Origin of the sequence: Geobacillus thermocatenulatus (assembly GCF_002217655.1) — a bacterium.
In the GTDB taxonomy this organism is placed as follows: Bacteria; Bacillota; Bacilli; order Bacillales; family Anoxybacillaceae; genus Geobacillus; species Geobacillus thermocatenulatus.
Genome location: NZ_NEWK01000002.1, coordinates 1,322,900 through 1,340,187, shown reverse-complemented (window position 1 = coordinate 1,340,187; position 17,288 = coordinate 1,322,900). Strand labels below are relative to the sequence as shown.

Sequence of the window (17,288 nt, the reverse complement as noted above, 5' to 3'; positions counted from 1 at the left end):
GGGGGAAGGTGATTTGACCCCGAGCGGCGGCGGACCGAAGCTGGACAATCCGGAAAGCAGAGGCCGCTTGCCTATCGGCGAAACGCGCTGAGAGGCCCGCGAGCGGGTTTAGCCCGCCAAAGCGGGACACGAAGCGTCGCGAGCCGATAGCGGCCGAAGCTAGACAATCCGAAAAGCCAATCAACTTTCTTTTGGAGAGTTTGATCCTGGCTCAGGACGAACGCTGGCGGCGTGCCTAATACATGCAAGTCGAGCGGACCGAACGGGAGCTTGCTCTCGTTTGGTCAGCGGCGGACGGGTGAGTAACACGTGGGCAACCCCATTGAGCACATTCACCGCCCCAAATACAGAAACGTGGGCATGATGGCCGTACGTGGGCACTTGTTTTTGCCGGCCTGCCTCCGACCAAGTGGCCCGCAGGATTTGATAAGACCGGACATGAGTCTCATCGGCATATAAAAGAATCGTATCGGGAGTGATCAGTTTTTTTTAATGAGATCCATTTGTTTCTCAAACGCCTGCTGTTGTTCGGCATCGCCTTTGGCCAGGGTATAGGTGGGACGAGTCCAAGACAATCTCATTCGATGTAAAAGTTTGCGAATTCCTTCCCGGGACATGTCCACCTCGTAGTGTTCGCGGATATAAGACTGAAGAATCCGCGTATTCCAAGAAGAAGCGATGTCCCAACCGAGTTCGGCCGGGGTGTGGGTCAAGATCGTCTGTTTCAGTTCCTGTTGCTGTTCCAGTGTCAAAAACGGCTCCCGGCCCGGCGGATATTTCCGATCGAGCAGGAGATCGAGCCCTCCTTCGTTGAATAAGGAGACATAAAATGCGACGCTTTGGCGGCACAGGTTGAGCATGGAAGCGACGTCTTTCCCTAGATACCCTTCCATGACGAGGCGAACGGCCATGACGCGTTGACGCAGGGAAATGTTTTTGATTTTTTTCTCTTCCTTTCGAAGGGTTCGTGGCGTCCATCCATGGTCATTGGTGATTTTCAATCGTTTCATTCCGTTTCCGCTCCTTTTCTTCGTGAAGTACCTAGGAGCAGTATAACCGGGGTGGAAGCCACTTATACGGACGTTAATGTTTCAATGTGCATCTATATATATGCTCCATGGAATTATCATGACGTATAAAGATGTGGAAGAACGTGTGATTGAAATTGAAAGACGAGTGTTTCCTATTGTCAAAAAATCAGTCAATTATTTGGTAAAAGGAGCATTCCCGTTAGGAGCTTTTCCGGGGACTTGATCAAAAAAAGCCCTCTTGGTATGATGCAGGGGTGTCAAACAACACCTACCATCATGCCAAGGAGGACTTCAGATGAATTGTACACAAAACGCGTTAGGCGGGTAAGATCCCTCGAAGATGACGAGGTCGATAGGTCCGAGGTGGAAGCGTGGCGACACGTGGAGCTGACGGATACTAATCGATCGAGGGCTTAACCTAGAAAAGCGCAGGCGAGCGGCGGCGAGCCGGAGCTGGACAGCAGAAAAGTGGAGGCCGCCCGCTTATCGGCGAAACGCGCTGGAGGGCCTGCGAGCGGGCTTAGCCCGCCGCAGCAGGACCGAAGCGTCGCGAGCCGATGGCGGCCGGAACTAGACAGCGAAAAGCGGAAGCGCCGCGGCTTCTTCCGACGGTTATCTAGTTTTGAGGGAATGAAAAAGTCTTGACAACAGGTCAACTTTCCTTATAATAAGACTTGTCCATTGTTGCCTAGTGGCTATGGCGGAGGGGAAACACCCGTTCCCATCCCGAACACGGAAGTTAAGCCCTCCAGCGCCGATGGTAGTTGGGGCCAGCGCCCCTGCAAGAGTAGGTCGCTGCTAGGCAATTTCGTGGAGGATTAGCTCAGCTGGGAGAGCACTTGCCTTACAAGCAAGGGGTCGGCGGTTCGATCCCGTCATCCTCCACCATCTTAATATAAAAGCTGACTTGCTTTCTCATCATCGCGGCGTGGAGCAACGAGCCTTCGCTTCATCGAAACCGCTTCGAGTTGCCCCGACGCATCTCGCTTCCTCGAATCAGCTAGTAGAGGAAGAGGCAACGAAAAATTTACTCAGAGTATGATCAAAACTGAATCATTTCTTATCGCCGCGGGGTGGAGCAGTCCGGTAGCTCGTCGGGCTCATAACCCGAAGGTCGCAGGTTCAAATCCTGCCCCCGCAACCAAAACTGGTCCCGTAGTGTAGTGGTTAACATGCCTGCCTGTCACGCAGGAGATCGCGGGTTCGAGTCCCGTCGGGACCGCCATTCTTTCAAAATTGTGAAAGATGAAAAAATATGGCTCGGTAGCTCAGTCGGTAGAGACGAGCATCCGCTTCATTGAATTCGCTTCGAGTTGCCTCAACGCATCTGGCTTCTTCGAATGGGCTGGTAGAGGAAGAGGCACAAAAGTCATCAACGAACAAAGGAAAAATAAGATACGGCTCGGTAGCTCAGTCGGTAGAGCAAAGGACTGAAAATCCTTGTGTCGGCGGTTCGATTCCGTCCCGAGCCACCATTTGTATCATAGTTCTGAAAGAAGATTCCTGCTTCATGCAAAGCTAAGAGTAGTTCACAGACATGTCAGATGTTCAAGCCACCCCGGCTTAGTTCAATGGGTAGCCACGAGTACTCGCATCGTCGAATCTGCTTCGAGTTGTCCCGACGCATCCCGCTTCTTTGAATAAGCTTGCAGAGGAAGGGACACCGAGCATTTGACTTCCTCGAATCAACTTGTAGAGGAAGAGGCACAGCTCAGCATAATAGGAATCATTGCTTCATTACTAAATATGCCGGCTTAGCTCAATTGGTAGAGACGAGCATCGGCGTCATCGAATTGGCTGCGAGTTGTCTCGACGCACAAGGCTTCCTTGAATGAGCTTGAAGAGGAAGAGGCACAGTTCAGCGTAATAGGAGTCATTGCTTCATTACTAAATATGCCGGCTTAGCTCAATTGGTAGAGCAACTGACTTGTAATCAGTAGGTTGCGGGTTCAAGTCCTGCAGCCGGCATTCTTATTCTTTAATAACCCCTTAAGCCATTAAGGCGGCAACCGCGAGCCATTAGCTCGGTAACGAGCGTTGCATCTTTCGAGTTCACTGCGAGTTGCTCCGACGCATTTGGCATCTTTGAATCGGTTGGGAGAGGAAGAGGCAGGTAGAGCTAGGTAGTACCTAGCGTGTATACCCAACCATGAGCCATTAGCTCAGTCGGTAGAGCAACGAGCATTGCATCCTTGGAATAGGCTTCGAGTTGTCCCGACGCATCTTGCTTCCTTGAATACGCTTGTAGAGGAAGGGACATCATTATCCTAGAGTGTTATCCAACTCATGAGCCATTAGCTCAGTAGGTAGAGCATCTGACTTTTAATCAGAGGGTCGGAGGTTCGAGTCCTCCATGGCTCATCGTCTTGCGGAAGTAGTTCAGCGGTAGAACACCACCTTGCCAAGGTGGGGGTCGCGGGTTCGAGCCCCGTCTTCCGCTCCACTTCCGCCGGGGTGGCGGAATTGGCAGACGCACAGGACTTAAAATCCTGGGGTAGGTAACTACCGTGCCGGTTCGAGTCCGGCCCTCGGCACTTGTGCGCTCGTAGCTCAATTGGATAGAGCATCTGACTACGGATCAGAAGGTTAGGGGTTCGAATCCTCTCGAGCGCGTTTTGTCGGGAAGTAGCTCAGCTTGGTAGAGCACACGGTTCGGGTCCGTGAGGTCGCAGGTTCAAATCCTGTCTTCCCGATTTATCATGGGGCCTTAGCTCAGCTGGGAGAGCGCCTGCTTTGCAAGCAGGAGGTCATCGGTTCGATCCCGATAGGCTCCACCTTTTGACTTAGATTTGGCGGTGTAGCTCAGCTGGCTAGAGCGTACGGTTCATACCCGTGAGGTCGGGGGTTCGATCCCCTCCACCGCCACCATTATCGGACCTTTAGCTCAGCTGGTTAGAGCAGACGGCTCATAACCGTCCGGTCGTAGGTTCGAGTCCTACAAGGTCCACCATTATTATTGTTGCTTTTTTGGAGGAGTACCCAAGTGGTTGAAGGGGTCGGTCTTGAAAACCGAGAGGCGCCGCAAGGCGCGCGGGGGTTCGAATCCCTCCTCCTCCGCCATGCACTTTAAAATCGTGCCGGCTTAGCTCAATTGGTAGAGACGAGCACTTGCATCGTCGAATCTGTTGCGAGTTGTCCCGACGCATCCCGCTTCTTTGAATAAGCTTGCAGAGGAAGGGACACCGAGCATTTGACTTCCTCGAATCAACTTGTAGAGGAAGAGGCACAGCTCAGCATAATAGGAGTCATTGCTTCATTACTAAATATGCCGGCTTAGCTCAATTGGTAGAGACGAGCATCGGCGTCATCGAATTGGCTGCGAGTTGCCTCGACGCACAAGGCTTCCTTGAATGAGCTTGAAGAGGAAGAGGCACAGTTCAGCATAATAGGAGTCATTGCTTCATTACTAAATATGCCGGCTTAGCTCAATTGGTAGAGCAACTGACTTGTAATCAGTAGGTTGCGGGTTCAAGTCCTGCAGCCGGCACCAGAACGAGGCGACTATGGCGAAGTGGTTAACGCACCAGATTGTGGCTCTGGCATGCGTGGGTTCGATTCCCACTAGTCGCCCTTTTCTTCTTTAATATATTTGCCGGTGTAGCTTAGTGGTAAAACCTCAGCCACGAGCATCTGCATCATCGAATCTGCTTCGAGTTGCCCCGACGCATCTGGCTTCTGTGAAACGACTGGCAGAGGAAGGGGCATGGAAGTAGCGTGGCAGATGTTAAGCCAAATATTATGCGGGTGTAGCTTAGTGGTAAAACCTCAGCCACGAGCATCTGCATCATCGAATCTGCTTCGAGTTGCCCCGACGCATCTGGCTTCTGTGAAACGGCTGGCAGAGGAAGGGGCATGGAAGCAGCGTGGCAGATGTTAAGCCAAATATTATGCGGGTGTAGTTTAGTGGTAAAACCTCAGCCTTCCAAGCTGATGTCGTGGGTTCGATTCCCATCACCCGCTTTGATGGGCCTATAGCTCAGCTGGTCAGAGCGCACGCCTGATAAGCGTGAGGTCGGTGGTTCAAGTCCACTTAGGCCCACCATTTTCCATTGCATGTTGTTTCACTGTTCGCTATAATAGTGAGCGAACGATGTTTGATCATTCCGCAATAGCTCAGCGGTAGAGCAACCGGCTGTTAACCGGTAGGTCGTAGGTTCGAATCCTACTTGCGGAGCCATGTTACGGAGAAGTACCCAAGTGGCTGAAGGGGACGGTTTGCTAAACCGTTAGGTCGCAGTTTTGCGGCGCGCGGGTTCAAATCCCGCCTTCTCCGCCATAATGGCCCGTTGGTCAAGTGGTTAAGACACCGCCCTTTCACGGCGGTAACACGGGTTCGAATCCCGTACGGGTCACTGGTTGCGGCACCAGAGATTCTGGTGCCCTTTTGTGTAATTTCTTTTGTCGATTTTTGCGTTTTTTTCTTGCGATGCGTGTGGAAGTCTGTTATAATGTCTCTCATCAGCTTTAAAAACGTTATGATGGTTGGGGACAACGCAGTGTTTCGTTTCGTTCAAGAACGAGGCATTGCGTTTTTTTATTTACCACCCTAAACCGAGAAGACCCTCACTTCCACGCGTGAGCGTAGGGAGAGAGTTCAGGTAGGGAGGGAGTCCCCCGTTTCCAACGGCAGGAAAGTGGGGGGAGAAGATCAAACGAACAATTGGGCGTCGGCTTCGCCGCCATGAATTTGCACAAACATCGTTTGGATGGCTTGAAGCTGGCGCTTGGCGGTTTCTTCTGGCGTTGATGGGAGAAAGTAAACGATTTGCAAAGCGTTTTTCGTTTCTCTCGTCACGGCGGTCCGCTCCGAATCGACGATCGGACTGCCAAACGGCCCTCGTTCATCTTTGCTGACGAGTTTGTTGGCAAAGTTGACTGTGCGGCCGTTTAACGCGATGTATTCATCTTGTTCCGTGCCGATCGTGAGCGTCACTGTCCCGTTGATGCGGTCTAGATCATAGATGCCGAGCGGAATTTTATAATAGAGTGAAAAAAAGTTGTTTATGTCCGCCGCTGAATGGATAGGCGGAATGAAGCTTTTTTTCTGGATGCGTCGGTACAGGCTTTCACTTGACGGTCGATAGCGGCTTGGGTCCGTTCCGATTTGTTTGAAAGTACGGCGCCATTCGACCATTTCAGGAATGTCGGCAATCGACTTTTCCTGCAGCTCGATGTAAAGAGATTCTTGAAACAGCTCAAGCCGCCCCCTTAACATTTGCGGTGAATCGCTGACCTCGATATGATGATAGCGGATGACGCCGAATTTACCAGAAGGAAGGCGTTGCTTTAGTTGTTCTGATATCACGCATTTCATCTTGATCACCTCGGATTTCATTTTACCATATATGACGAAAGGAGGGAAAACGATGGATGTTATGGCATTAAAGCAGGAAGTCATTGAGTACAGTCGGTCAATCGGCATCGATAAAATCGGATTTGCGAGCGCTGATCCGTTTGTGGAATTAAAGGAACGGCTGCGCCGCCAGCAGGAGCTCGGCTATCAGTCCGGTTTTGAGGAACCAGATATTGAGAAACGGACGAATCCTTCATTGCTTCTTCCGGAAGCAAAATCGATCATTGCCATTGCTCTTGCCTATCCGTCTAAAATGCAAAATGCGCCGCGGGGGACAAAGACGGAACGGCGCGGCGTTTTTTGCCGCGCTTCATGGGGAAAGGACTACCACGATGTGTTGCGGGAACGTTTGCAGCAGCTCGAGGAGTTTTTGCTGGCCAAAGTGCCCCATGCCCGCGTTCGCTCGATGGTGGATACCGGAGAGCTCGCCGATCGGGCGGTGGCGGAACGGGCAGGGATCGGTTGGAGTGGCAAAAATTGCTCTATTATTACACCGGAGTATGGATCGTATGTGTATTTGGGAGAAATGATTACGAATATTCCATTCCCCCCTGATGAACCGGTTGAAAACCGATGCGGCACGTGCACGAAATGCATTGATGCCTGCCCGACCGGGGCGCTTGTGCAAGGGGGACAACTGAACGCACAGCGGTGCCTTTCCTTTTTAACGCAAACGAAAGGCTTTTTGGCCGACGAGTTTCGAGAGAAAATCGGGAACCGGCTGTACGGCTGCGATACATGCCAGCAAGTCTGCCCGGAAAATAAGGGAAAAGACTTTCATTTGCATCCAGAATTCGAGCCGGATCCGGAAGCGGTAAAGCCGAAACTCATCCCGCTGCTTCAGATGAGCAACCGTGAATTTCAAGAAACATTTGGGGCCATGGCGGGTTCATGGCGTGGGAAAAAGCCGATTCAGCGCAATGCCATTCTGGCGCTTGCCCATTACAAAGACCAAACCGCGGTGCCGCATTTGCTGCGTTTGTTGAAAGAGGATAGCCGTCCAGTCATCCGCGGGACGGCGGCGTGGGCGCTCGGGAAAATCGGGGATCCAAGCGCTAAGCCTTATTTGGAGGCCGCGCGGCAAACGGAGGCGGATGCCGATGTGATCGCTGAGATTGAAAAAGGACTAAAACTGTTGGCTGAGGCAAAGGAATAGGGAAAAAAACGCAGCTTCCCCACATAAGGTAGTAACAAAAACGAAAGTGGTGGAAAGCAGCATGAAAAAACAGTTGCGCGCGTGGTTGGATGAGCGAGCCCGCTCGTTTGTGTCGGAAAGCAATATCCGAAGCGAAGAGGCAGCAAGAAAGCAACAGCTTTGCCAAAAGCGCGGTGCGGAGATCGTCCGTTGCACGATCCGGGGACAAATTGTCGGCAGGCAGACCATCGAGCGGGAAGCGAAAGTGATGTATATTGCCCACCATCAATTTTTAATTAAGCAAAGGGGTTCACTATATATAGAAGAACAGGTTGAGGAGCGATGCGCCTGTTTTGTTCGCGGTGAGCTTGTTGCTGATGAACCGATCAACCGATTGGGGGGGGATATGGAGGCGCCGCGCGTCGAACGAGAGCAATGGACGGGAGATCGTCTTTCTTACCAGTATGACCGCGCCCGGGCGGTGCGGTATGCGGAAACGTGGTGGAATCGGCATAACCCGGTGTTTCCGTCGTTTCCGGTGGATTGCACGAATTTTGTTTCCCAATGCTTGTATGCGGGCGGGGCACCGATGACGGGCTATCCGAACCGGGCGAGGGGATGGTGGTGTCAAAACGGAAGTTGGAGTTACAGCTGGGCTGTCGCTCATTCCTTTCGTTGGTATTTGAGCGGGTCGCGCATTGGCTTGCAGGCGGTGGAAGTGGCGGAACCGGAGCAATTGATGGCAGGCGATGTGATCTGTTATGATTTTCAAGGGGACGGGCGCTTCGACCATTCGACGATTGTGGTGGCGAAAGATCAGAACGGGATGCCGCTTGTGAACGCCCATACGACCAACAGCCGAATGCGCTATTGGTCGTATGAAGACTCAAGCGCCTATACGCCGAACATTCGCTATAAATTTTTTCACATCATCGATCGCAAATAATCGTTGTTGAGGTGAAGGAAATGCCGCTTCATGTAGTGCTATACCAGCCAGAAATTCCAGCCAATACTGGAAACATCGCTCGTACGTGCGCAGCAACCGATACGTCGCTCCATTTGATCCGCCCGCTCGGTTTTTCTACGGATGATAAAATGTTAAAGCGCGCCGGGCTTGATTATTGGCCGTATGTCAATATTTCGTATTATGACTCGCTTGACGAACTATTCGCCCGCTTTCCGGAAGGGGAGTTTTATTTCATTACGAAATTCGGGCGCCGGTATTATGATTCGTTTGATTTCAGCGATACGGAAAAAGACATTTTCTTTGTGTTTGGACGCGAAACGACTGGGCTGCCGAAAGAACTGCTTGAAGCCAATATGGACCGTTGCCTGCGCATTCCGATGAACGACAAAGTCCGTTCGCTGAACTTATCCAACACGGCGGCCATTTTAGTGTACGAAGCGTTGCGCCAGCAGCGATTTCATGGGCTTTCGTAAACAAAAAAAACGACCTTCGCTCTGGAGGTCGTTTTTTTGGTCTTATTGTCTGACGCCTGGTTTGTCTTCATAGCCAGCGGTGAAAATGGCCGTCAAAAACGCAATGATAACCCCTAGCACAAGCAAAGTGCGCATCGTTTGTTCCTCCTTCATAATGAAAGTGGCAGGCGTTTTCCCCCTTTATTATAGCGAATATGGCCAAGCATGTGAATGACCGCAGCTAGTTGTTAGGAGACAAAATTTTTTTTGCGGCGAATGATACGGGACATCCTCGCATAAATTGTAATAATCTTGCTGTTAGACATCCAAGGGTGAGGAGGTCCTTTATGGATATTTTGCAAAAGATCGCCCGGTATCGGGAAGAAGAAGAAAAGTTGAAATGGGAAGGAACGTTTGCCGAGTATTTAAAGATTTTAAAAGAAAAGCCGTGGGTGGCCCAGTCGGCTCATTCGCGTGTTTATAATATGATCAAAGATGCTGGGGTCGAAGAGGTGAATGGGCGGAAACGATATAAGTTTTTCAGCCAGCACCTGTTCGGGCTTGAGGAGGCGCTTGAGCGGCTCGTTGAGGAATATTTCCATCCGGCGGCGAAGCGGTTGGATGTGCGGAAGCGGATTTTGCTGCTGATGGGGCCGGTCGGCGGCGGGAAGTCGACGCTTGTGACTTTGCTAAAGCGCGGGCTTGAAGAGTATTCCAAAACAGAGCGCGGCGCTGTTTATGCCATTAAAGGCTGCCCGATGCATGAAGATCCGCTTCACCTCATTCCTCACCATTTGCGCGACGATTTTTACCGCGAATACGGCATTCGCATTGAAGGCGAGCTGTCGCCGCTCAATATGATGCGGCTGGAGAAAGAATACGGCGGACGCATTGAAGACGTGCTAGTGGAGCGCATTTTCTTCTCGGAAAACCGCCGCGTCGGCATCGGGACGTTCAGCCCGTCTGACCCAAAATCACAAGACATCGCCGATTTAACGGGAAGCATCGATTTTTCAACGATCGCGGAATACGGATCCGAGTCCGACCCGCGCGCGTATCGGTTTGACGGCGAACTGAACAAGGCGAACCGCGGGATTATGGAATTTCAAGAGATGCTAAAGTGCGATGAAAAATTTCTTTGGCATTTATTGTCGCTGACGCAGGAAGGCAATTTCAAAGCGGGACGGTTTGCTTTAATCAGCGCCGATGAATTGATCATCGCGCATACGAACGAAACGGAATATCGGTCGTTCATTGCCAACAAAAAGAACGAGGCGCTCCATTCGCGCATCATCGTCATGCCGATTCCATACAACTTGCGCGTCTCGGAAGAAGAGCGCATTTACGAAAAAATGATCCGCGAAAGCGATGTCGCCGACGTGCATATCGCTCCACATACGTTGCGGATTGCGGCCATGTTTACGATTTTGACGCGGTTGAAAGAATCGAAGCGGCCGGATGTGGATTTATTGAAGAAAATGCGCTTGTATGATGGCGAAATGATTGAAGGATTCAGTGAGGTCGATGTGGAGGAGCTGAAAAAGGAGCATCCGGACGAGGGGATGAGCGGCATCGACCCACGCTATGTCATCAACCGCATTTCTGCCTGCATCATTCGCAAAGGAGTGCCGTCAATCAATGCGCTTGACGTGCTTCGTTCGTTGAAAGAAGGGTTAGATCAGCACCCGTCGATCACGAAGGAAGACCGCGAGCGGTACTTGAACTTCATTTCGCTTGTGCGCAAAGAGTATGACGAAATCGCCAAACAAGAAGTGCAAAAGGCGTTCGTCTATTCGTATGAAGAGTCGGCGAAAACGTTGATGGATAACTATTTGGACAACGTCGAGGCATACTGCAACAAGACGAAACTGCGCGACCCGCTTACGGGTGAGGAAATGAATCCGGATGAAAAGTTGATGCGCTCGATCGAGGAACAAATTGGCATTTCCGAAAATGCGAAAAAAGCGTTTCGTGAAGAAATTTTAATCCGCATTTCCGCCTATGCGCGCAAAGGGCAGCGATTTGATTACAACTCCCATGAACGGCTGCGCGAGGCAATCCAGAAAAAACTGTTCGCTGATCTAAAAGATATTGTGAAAATTACAACGTCGACGAAAACACCGGATGAGCAGCAGTTGAAAAAAATTAACGAAGTCGTCGCCCGCCTCATTGATGAATACGGGTACAACTCCACGTCAGCCAACGAATTGCTCCGTTATGTCGGCAGCTTGTTGAACCGCTAGGCATGCCTCCAAGCGCTGAGGCATGCTTTTTCTCATCTTTTCAGCGAACTTCCTGGGCTTTGGGAGCGGCGCCTTTGCTTAAAAGGCTGGTGATTTCGTTAGTGAAAAACTAAGCAAAACGGACTCTATTCTCAATCAGAGAAGCCTTGTCAAATCAACGCTTCTCTTTCAACTGACAACAACCGGTTCGGTGAAATCGGCCGTTTTTCGCCAGTTCTTTAAAGGAGATGTGAAATCGACAATCGGGCTTGTCCATCCTTTTGTTTTCCATATTCATTTGTCAATTATTTTTCGTTTTTGCATAGGATAAAATAAACCAACTTGGCATCGTGATGGCCCGTTTGGATGACGCCAACATAAGTATATGCGGGAAAGCGAAAAGTGTGAAAATGATTTTTTCAAAGGAGGGGAAAACATGAAGGGGAATTTTGTTGTATCAAAAGAAGATTGGTCCCTCCACCGCAAAGGATATGATGATCAAAAGCGCCATCAAGAAAAAGTGAAGGAAGCGATCAAAAACAATTTGCCCGACTTAATTACGGAAGAAAGCATTATCATGTCCAACGGACGCGACGTGATCAAAATTCCGATCCGCTCGCTCGATGAATACAAAATCCGTTACAATTATGAGAAAAATAAACACGTCGGTCAAGGAAACGGAGACAGCCAAGTCGGTGATGTCGTAGCCAGAGACGGAAGCGGGGAGGGGCAGGGGCCAGGAAAAGGCCAAGGGGCTGGCGACTTGCCAGGCCAAGACTATTACGAAGCTGAAGTGTCGTTGATGGAAATTGAAGAAGCTCTCTTCAGCCAATTGGAGCTGCCCAACTTGCAACGAAAAGAGCTGGATCAAAATGTAACTCAACATATCGAATTTAATGACATCCGCCGCACCGGACTGATGGGGAACATCGATAAAAAGCGGACGATGCTCGCTGCCTTCAAACGCAATGCCATGAACGGCAAACCGGGCTTTTATCCGATTTATCGCGAAGATTTGAAGTTTAAAACGTGGAACGAAGTCGTCAAGCCAGAATCGAAGGCGGTCGTCCTGGCGATGATGGACACAAGCGGCTCGATGGGCATGTGGGAAAAATACATGGCACGCAGCTTTTTCTTCTGGATGACGCGCTTTTTGCGCACGAAATATGAAACCGTTGAGATCGCCTTTATCGCCCATCATACGGAAGCGAAAGTCGTCAGTGAGGAGGAGTTTTTCACGAAAGGGGAAAGTGGAGGGACGATTTGCTCATCCGCCTACCGCAAAGCGCTTGAGCTGATCGAAACGAAGTATTCTCCGTCGCGCTACAACATTTATCCGTTCCACTTCTCCGACGGCGACAACTTGACATCGGACAATGCCCGTTGCGTGAAGCTTGTTCAAGAGCTGATGAACGTATCGAACATGTTTGGGTACGGGGAAGTCAACCAGTACAACCGCCATTCGACGCTCATGTCGGCGTATCGCAATATTAAAGACGAAAAATTCCGCTATTATATTTTGAAGCAAAAATCAGATGTGTTCCACGCGATGAAAACATTTTTCCGCAAAGAAGAGAGCAAACAGCTTGTTTAATCCTCTTGTTGGGCTGGAAGGGGGATTTCTTTTTTTTGGAAGCGGGGAAGAGCGGTTTCCTTCCCCGTTGGATATGTTATTGCTTTTGTAATGTAGCAACCATTGCGAGCACGGCGCCAAGCACGTCTTCGTTGCTTGGAGCGTGCACGGTCAATAGCATCGGTGTTGGTTGGGCGCTGGCGATGACATGAACGGTGACGCCGTCCGCTTGTGCAGTGTACCAAACCGCATCGGCGAACGGCTTAGGCAATCCGTTCGTTTGTTGGCGGGCGGCGTTGGCGTCAACCGCTTGGGCATGTTCTTTCGCCAGCTGCTCGTAGTTTGTTTCCCCCTCCGAAAGCAAGCGGATGCGGGCGAAGGCTTCGCCATGGAGCAAGACATCGGCGCCCGGTTCTTCCGCGTCAAGGGCCCATCCTTCCAAAACATAGAGGGAAAAATGTTGATTGTTGCTCGTTTGCAGTGTTGCCGTTTTCGTGACGGTTTGTTTCCCTTCTTGATAGGACAAGGAAACGGTCGGTTGTGAAGCAGCCGATTGCTCTTCTTTTGTCGTTGATTGTTCTTCCTCTTTTCCTGTTGGTGATGTTTGATCTTTTGTTTCTTTCGAGGAAGAATGTTCTGTGGATGACGGCGCATCAGACGATGGTTTTGGATCGTCGGCGGTCTGCTCTTCCTTTGCCCCCTGTGTTGTCTCATGCTCTTTTGTTCCACAACCAGCGAGCAAGACAGAGATGACAGCGAGGGAACATAACCATTTCCCGTATCGATTCATATTGAATTCCTCCTTATGTTCCATATACCGCTCATTATACCAATTGAAACGGTGGAAACAAACAGACTCGTTTCCCTATTTTTTTGTTTGTTTGGCGTGCAAGGCGACATGCGCGCCGCCCCAAACAGCGGCGACGATCAGAATGAGTGAAGCCAATCCGCAAAGCATGCGGTCACCTCCTCGTGTATACTAGATGGCAGAATGAACGTAATGTATGAAACGCGTTTCAAGTCAAGCGTTTTTATGCGGGAGGAGTGGGAACGTGGCGAACATCCGTGATTTGGCGAAAGAAGCGGGCGTGTCGGTAGCCACTGTATCGAGGGTGTTGAACGGACATCCATATGTGAGCGAGGAAAAACGAAAAGCGGTTTGGGAAGCGGTGGAGAAGTTAAATTACTCGAAAAATATTCAAGCCGTTCACTTGGCGAAGGGAAGGACAGCGATTGTGGGGGTCATGCTTCCGTACATTCACCATCCTTATTTTTCCGCTGTAATCGAAGGGATTTCCAAAGAGGCGCTTCGTTATGGCTACCAGTTGCTTTTGTTTCAGACAAATTATGAGGTGGAAAGGGAGCTTGAGGCGTTGGAACGGCTGCGGATGAGGCAAATGGATGGATTGATCGTATGTTCCCATGAAGTGGACTGGGAAGTGTTTGACGCTTATCAGGAAGACGGTCCCATTGTTTTATGTGAGCAGGTGGAAAGGTATGATTTTTTCACCGTCTATATCGATCACTACCAGGCGTTTGTCCGAGCGCTTCGCTACTTGATCAAAAAGGGGCACCGGCGCATCGGTTATTGCATCGGAAGAACGACCGGGCCGAACAGCCAAGCGAGGGCGGCGGCGTACCAGGATGTGTTGCGTGAAGTCGGCGCCCTTCCTCGTCGGCAGTGGGTTTTCGATGGTTGTCTATTTCTTGAAGATGGAAAGCGCGTTATGGAGCAATGGATCGCGATGGAGGAGCGGCCGAGCGCGCTGCTTGTGACGAGTGACCAAGTGGCGGCCGGAATCGTGCTCCATGCGCGCCGAATCGGGGTGCGCATTCCAGACGAGCTTGCCGTCATTGGGTTTGATAATGATCCGCTGGCCGAAATGCTGGGCATTACAACCGTGGCACTCCCCCATTTTACGCTCGGAGAAAGAGCGTTCCGCCTTCTTCACCATTGGCTGGAGACAGGCCGTGTGGCGCGAAAACAAGAAGAGCTGCCTGCCCAGTTGCTGGTGCGGGATACGGCATAATAGGGGCTGGCTTTTCCGTCTCTGACAACTAGCTTGAAGCCAAGTGAAACGGCGTCGTGTTATGTTGCTTTCAGATGGTACCGATTCACTGGGCGTCCGACGCCGCCGTATTGCACATCGAGCACGACTTTCCCCGTTTTCTCAAGGTACTCCAAATAGCGGCGGGCCGTCACGCGGGCGATGCCGACTCCTTCGGCCACTTCCTCGGCGGAAACGGGGAAGCGGTGTTGGCGCAAATAGGCGATCACTTTTTCCAATGTGACCTCATTCAGTCCTTTCGGAAGCTCGGAGGACGGTCCAGCCGATTGTTCAGTCGCCCGCCTTAGGGAATCGAGTTCCACCTGGGTGAGCGATTCCTTTTCCGCAAGCGACCGGCGGAACGTCCGATAATTTTCCAACGCCTGTTTGAGCCGTTCAAATTTGAACGGTTTCACAATGTAATCGAAGGCGCCGTTTTGCAGGACGCGGCGCACCGTTTCAATGTCGCTCGCCGCGGTAATGGCGATGATATCGACTTCATGGCCGCGGGCGCGGATTTGTTTTACTGTTTCAAGGCCGTCCAGCTGCGGCATGTAAATATCGATCATTGCTAAATCCGGGTGCAGCTCGTCGATGAGGCGGAGTCCTTCTTCACCGTTTCGAGCGAGGCCGATGACGGTGAAGCCGTCGACTTGTTCAATCATTTGTCGATTCACTTCTTGCACCATCGGGTCATCCTCGATCAACAATACGCGATACATCGCTTTTTCCTCCTTCGTCTCGACGGGGGTGTCTTTCGCGGCCGCCGCTGCATGAATGGGTAGTCACATATCAAAGGTAACCGTAAACACCGTTCCATTTCCTTCTTCCGACCGCACATCGATGCGCCCGTTTCCCTTTTCCACAATTTGCTTCACCAAATACAAGCCGATGCCTCGACCATTCTCTCCTTTGGTTGAAAAGCCTTCATCAAAAATGCGGTTGATATGCTCGCGAGCAATGCCTTGGCCGTTGTCTTCGACCGAGAGGGAACAAATGTCTTCATTTTGTTCAATGCTGATGTAGATTTCTTTTTCCCGGTCGGTTACATCACGGAACGCATCGAAGGCGTTTTCAATTAAATTGCCAAGGAGAACAACGAAATCATGGTGATCGAGATGCGGCGGAAACCGGTGCAGCCGGCTGTGGCGATCGATGGTCACGCGGATGCCGAGCTCCTTGCCGCGGCGGATTTTGCTTAAGAGCAGTCCAGAAATGCTTTCGTCCTTAATGTTGCGGCTTAAAAACTGCGTCAGTTCTGCTTGTTCCTCCGTGACTTGGAAGACGTACTCGAGCGCTTTTTCGATATGGCCGAGCTGAATAAGGCCGGCGATTGTATGGAGTTTGTTCATATATTCATGGTTTTGCACGCGCAAGGCGTGGACAAACGCCTTGACGCCCGTCAATTCTTCAGCCAGCCGCTTCACTTCCGTCCGGTCTTGGAAAATGGCGATGGCGCCAACCGTTTTCCCGTTGACTTTGATCGGGATGCGGTTGCTCCAAATCGTTAAATTGCCAATCTGCAACTCCTTATTGTAAATCGGCTTGTTGACTTCCAAGATTTCCGGAAGGTGTGTGTCCGGAATGACGGAACGGATCGACCGGCCGATGACATCCCCTTTGACGCCGAGCATTTGTTTGGCCCGGTCGTTGAAGATGGTAATGTTTTCATCGCTGTCAATGGCGATGACGCCTTCGTGCATGGCGTTAAACGCTTCCGTCCGTTCGATCAGCAGCTTGGCGATCTCATGCGGTTCCAACTCAAACATTTGCCGCTTGATATGGGAGGCGAGCAGCCATGCACCAATTCCACCGACAACGAGCGACAAAACGACCGCTACGGCAGCTTCTTCTTTCAAAGAATCAATGGCTTCGAAAAACGTCGGCAACCGGTAGGCGGCGATGACGACGCCGATTTGTTCGTGATCGCTGTTCATAATGGGAACGAAGGCGCGAACCACTGTCCCGATTTCCCCGCGGGCTTTGGACGTGTACGTATGTTCGGCAAATGCCGGCCCCTCATCAGCACCGCGGGAGATCGTGCCGATCATCGAGGGGAGCGGATGGGAGAGGCGCACTTTGTTCATATCGAGAACGACGATATAGTCGGCGCTGTGAATGACGCGCACCCGCTCGACGACCGGATTGATCAGCGCCCGGCTTTGTTTGTTTCCGACAATATGGCGTCTGACTTCGGGCAGCTCGGAGACGGTGCGCGCGGTCAATAAGGCGCGCTGGCTAAGTTCCTCTTCCTTTGTATGGAAAAAGTCGCTGATGATGAATGCACCGCTCAGCAACATGGAAAAGCTGACGATGGCGAAAATCAAAATCGTAATTTTCCAGCGAATCGGCAGCCGGTTCATGGCGGGACTCCTTTTTGGCAGTCGTGATGGCAGTTGGACATGCCATATGAATCGGGAAAGGAATAAATCAACGTTTTTTTCATTATACCAAATCTTCTTGAACGGAAAGAAACGAAAGGTGTAAAATGGCAGTGGGGAACAAAT

General features: G+C 51.1%; 12 protein-coding genes, 21 tRNA genes, 1 rRNA gene and 1 other annotated feature. Of the genes, 28 read left to right on the top strand and 6 right to left on the bottom strand.

What is annotated here, in order from left to right:
• Nucleotides 1–180: 180 nt before the first annotated feature.
• Both B9L19_RS19460 and B9L19_RS15800 read right to left on the bottom strand, forming a co-directional pair.
• Nucleotides 181–420 (bottom strand): hypothetical protein, encoded by a 240-nt coding sequence (locus tag B9L19_RS19460; protein ID WP_249044221.1) that lies wholly within the window; start codon nt 418–420, stop codon nt 181–183.
• 59 nt (nt 421–479) lie between these two features.
• Nucleotides 480–1,010, bottom strand: coding sequence for a helix-turn-helix domain-containing protein (locus B9L19_RS15800; protein WP_015375203.1), 531 nt, complete (start codon nt 1,008–1,010; stop codon nt 480–482).
• Nucleotides 1,011–1,342: 332 nt separating this feature from the next.
• Nucleotides 1,343–1,440: a sequence feature (23S ribosomal RNA rRNA prediction is too short), on the top strand.
• Between the two features lie 278 nt (nt 1,441–1,718).
• Here B9L19_RS15800 and rrf point away from each other — a divergent pair.
• From rrf to B9L19_RS15690, 22 genes are all read left to right on the top strand, one after another.
• Nucleotides 1,719–1,835, top strand: a 5S ribosomal RNA gene (rrf, locus tag B9L19_RS15795).
• 8 nt (nt 1,836–1,843) lie between these two features.
• Nucleotides 1,844–1,919: transfer RNA gene (locus B9L19_RS15790), tRNA-Val, on the top strand.
• A gap of 179 nt (nt 1,920–2,098) precedes the next feature.
• Nucleotides 2,099–2,175: transfer RNA gene (locus tag B9L19_RS15785), tRNA-Met, on the top strand.
• A 5-nt stretch (nt 2,176–2,180) separates the two neighbouring features.
• A tRNA-Asp gene (locus tag B9L19_RS15780) sits at nt 2,181–2,256 on the top strand.
• Between the two features lie 174 nt (nt 2,257–2,430).
• Nucleotides 2,431–2,506: transfer RNA gene (locus tag B9L19_RS15775), tRNA-Phe, on the top strand.
• A gap of 420 nt (nt 2,507–2,926) precedes the next feature.
• Nucleotides 2,927–2,999, top strand: a tRNA-Thr gene (locus B9L19_RS15770).
• 320 nt (nt 3,000–3,319) lie between these two features.
• Nucleotides 3,320–3,392, top strand: a tRNA-Lys gene (locus B9L19_RS15765).
• A gap of 7 nt (nt 3,393–3,399) precedes the next feature.
• A tRNA-Gly gene (locus tag B9L19_RS15760) sits at nt 3,400–3,474 on the top strand.
• Between the two features lie 5 nt (nt 3,475–3,479).
• A tRNA-Leu gene (locus B9L19_RS15755) sits at nt 3,480–3,565 on the top strand.
• 5 nt (nt 3,566–3,570) lie between these two features.
• Nucleotides 3,571–3,644: transfer RNA gene (locus tag B9L19_RS15750), tRNA-Arg, on the top strand.
• Nucleotides 3,645–3,650: 6 nt separating this feature from the next.
• Nucleotides 3,651–3,724 (top strand) — tRNA-Pro (locus B9L19_RS15745).
• A gap of 8 nt (nt 3,725–3,732) precedes the next feature.
• Nucleotides 3,733–3,805: transfer RNA gene (locus B9L19_RS15740), tRNA-Ala, on the top strand.
• Nucleotides 3,806–3,822: 17 nt separating this feature from the next.
• Nucleotides 3,823–3,899: transfer RNA gene (locus B9L19_RS15735), tRNA-Met, on the top strand.
• Between the two features lie 5 nt (nt 3,900–3,904).
• Nucleotides 3,905–3,981, top strand: a tRNA-Ile gene (locus tag B9L19_RS15730).
• Nucleotides 3,982–4,000: 19 nt separating this feature from the next.
• A tRNA-Ser gene (locus B9L19_RS15725) sits at nt 4,001–4,091 on the top strand.
• Between the two features lie 354 nt (nt 4,092–4,445).
• A tRNA-Thr gene (locus tag B9L19_RS15720) sits at nt 4,446–4,521 on the top strand.
• A 7-nt stretch (nt 4,522–4,528) separates the two neighbouring features.
• A tRNA-His gene (locus tag B9L19_RS15715) sits at nt 4,529–4,601 on the top strand.
• Nucleotides 4,602–4,920: 319 nt separating this feature from the next.
• Nucleotides 4,921–4,991: transfer RNA gene (locus B9L19_RS15710), tRNA-Gly, on the top strand.
• A gap of 5 nt (nt 4,992–4,996) precedes the next feature.
• A tRNA-Ile gene (locus B9L19_RS15705) sits at nt 4,997–5,073 on the top strand.
• A 60-nt stretch (nt 5,074–5,133) separates the two neighbouring features.
• Nucleotides 5,134–5,208 (top strand) — tRNA-Asn (locus B9L19_RS15700).
• 6 nt (nt 5,209–5,214) lie between these two features.
• A tRNA-Ser gene (locus tag B9L19_RS15695) sits at nt 5,215–5,307 on the top strand.
• Between the two features lie 4 nt (nt 5,308–5,311).
• Nucleotides 5,312–5,383, top strand: a tRNA-Glu gene (locus B9L19_RS15690).
• Between the two features lie 296 nt (nt 5,384–5,679).
• Here the strand turns inward: B9L19_RS15690 and B9L19_RS15685 are convergent.
• The gene (locus tag B9L19_RS15685) at nt 5,680–6,345 is read right to left on the bottom strand and encodes a B3/B4 domain-containing protein (RefSeq protein WP_025950426.1); all 666 of its coding nucleotides are present in this window, start codon (nt 6,343–6,345) and stop codon (nt 5,680–5,682) included.
• A gap of 52 nt (nt 6,346–6,397) precedes the next feature.
• On the opposite strand from B9L19_RS15685, the gene queG reads away from it, so the two are divergent.
• From queG to yhbH, 5 genes are all read left to right on the top strand, one after another.
• A complete protein-coding gene (gene queG / locus B9L19_RS15680; protein WP_025950427.1) occupies nt 6,398–7,540 on the top strand; it encodes a tRNA epoxyqueuosine(34) reductase QueG in 1,143 nt (380 codons plus the stop codon).
• A 61-nt stretch (nt 7,541–7,601) separates the two neighbouring features.
• Nucleotides 7,602–8,465, top strand: a complete 864-nt coding sequence (locus tag B9L19_RS15675; protein ID WP_025950428.1) for an amidase domain-containing protein — start codon at nt 7,602–7,604, stop codon at nt 8,463–8,465.
• A 20-nt stretch (nt 8,466–8,485) separates the two neighbouring features.
• Entirely contained in the window at nt 8,486–8,959 is a 474-nt protein-coding gene (gene trmL, locus B9L19_RS15670) for a tRNA (uridine(34)/cytosine(34)/5-carboxymethylaminomethyluridine(34)-2'-O)-methyltransferase TrmL (RefSeq protein ID WP_025950429.1), read from the top strand.
• A gap of 326 nt (nt 8,960–9,285) precedes the next feature.
• Nucleotides 9,286–11,181: a PrkA family serine protein kinase gene (locus B9L19_RS15665; RefSeq protein ID WP_011229990.1), complete on the top strand. Its 1,896-nt coding sequence runs from the start codon at nt 9,286–9,288 to the stop codon at nt 11,179–11,181.
• Between the two features lie 415 nt (nt 11,182–11,596).
• Nucleotides 11,597–12,754, top strand: a complete 1,158-nt coding sequence (gene yhbH, locus B9L19_RS15660; protein ID WP_053915212.1) for a sporulation protein YhbH — start codon at nt 11,597–11,599, stop codon at nt 12,752–12,754.
• A gap of 76 nt (nt 12,755–12,830) precedes the next feature.
• On the opposite strand, the gene B9L19_RS15655 is transcribed toward yhbH, so the two are convergent.
• Nucleotides 12,831–13,523 (bottom strand): hypothetical protein, encoded by a 693-nt coding sequence (locus B9L19_RS15655; RefSeq protein ID WP_025950417.1) that lies wholly within the window; start codon nt 13,521–13,523, stop codon nt 12,831–12,833.
• A gap of 262 nt (nt 13,524–13,785) precedes the next feature.
• Here B9L19_RS15655 and B9L19_RS15650 point away from each other — a divergent pair, with 262 nt between their 5' ends.
• Entirely contained in the window at nt 13,786–14,763 is a 978-nt protein-coding gene (locus tag B9L19_RS15650; RefSeq protein ID WP_025950416.1) for a LacI family DNA-binding transcriptional regulator, read from the top strand.
• A 59-nt stretch (nt 14,764–14,822) separates the two neighbouring features.
• Here the strand turns inward: B9L19_RS15650 and B9L19_RS15645 are convergent, their stop codons facing one another.
• On the bottom strand, nt 14,823–15,503 hold the full coding sequence (locus tag B9L19_RS15645; protein WP_047752203.1) for a response regulator: 681 nt from the start codon (nt 15,501–15,503) through the stop codon (nt 14,823–14,825).
• A gap of 63 nt (nt 15,504–15,566) precedes the next feature.
• Nucleotides 15,567–17,144: an ATP-binding protein gene (locus tag B9L19_RS15640; RefSeq protein ID WP_025950414.1), complete on the bottom strand. Its 1,578-nt coding sequence runs from the start codon at nt 17,142–17,144 to the stop codon at nt 15,567–15,569.
• Between the last annotated feature and the right edge of the window lie 144 nt (nt 17,145–17,288).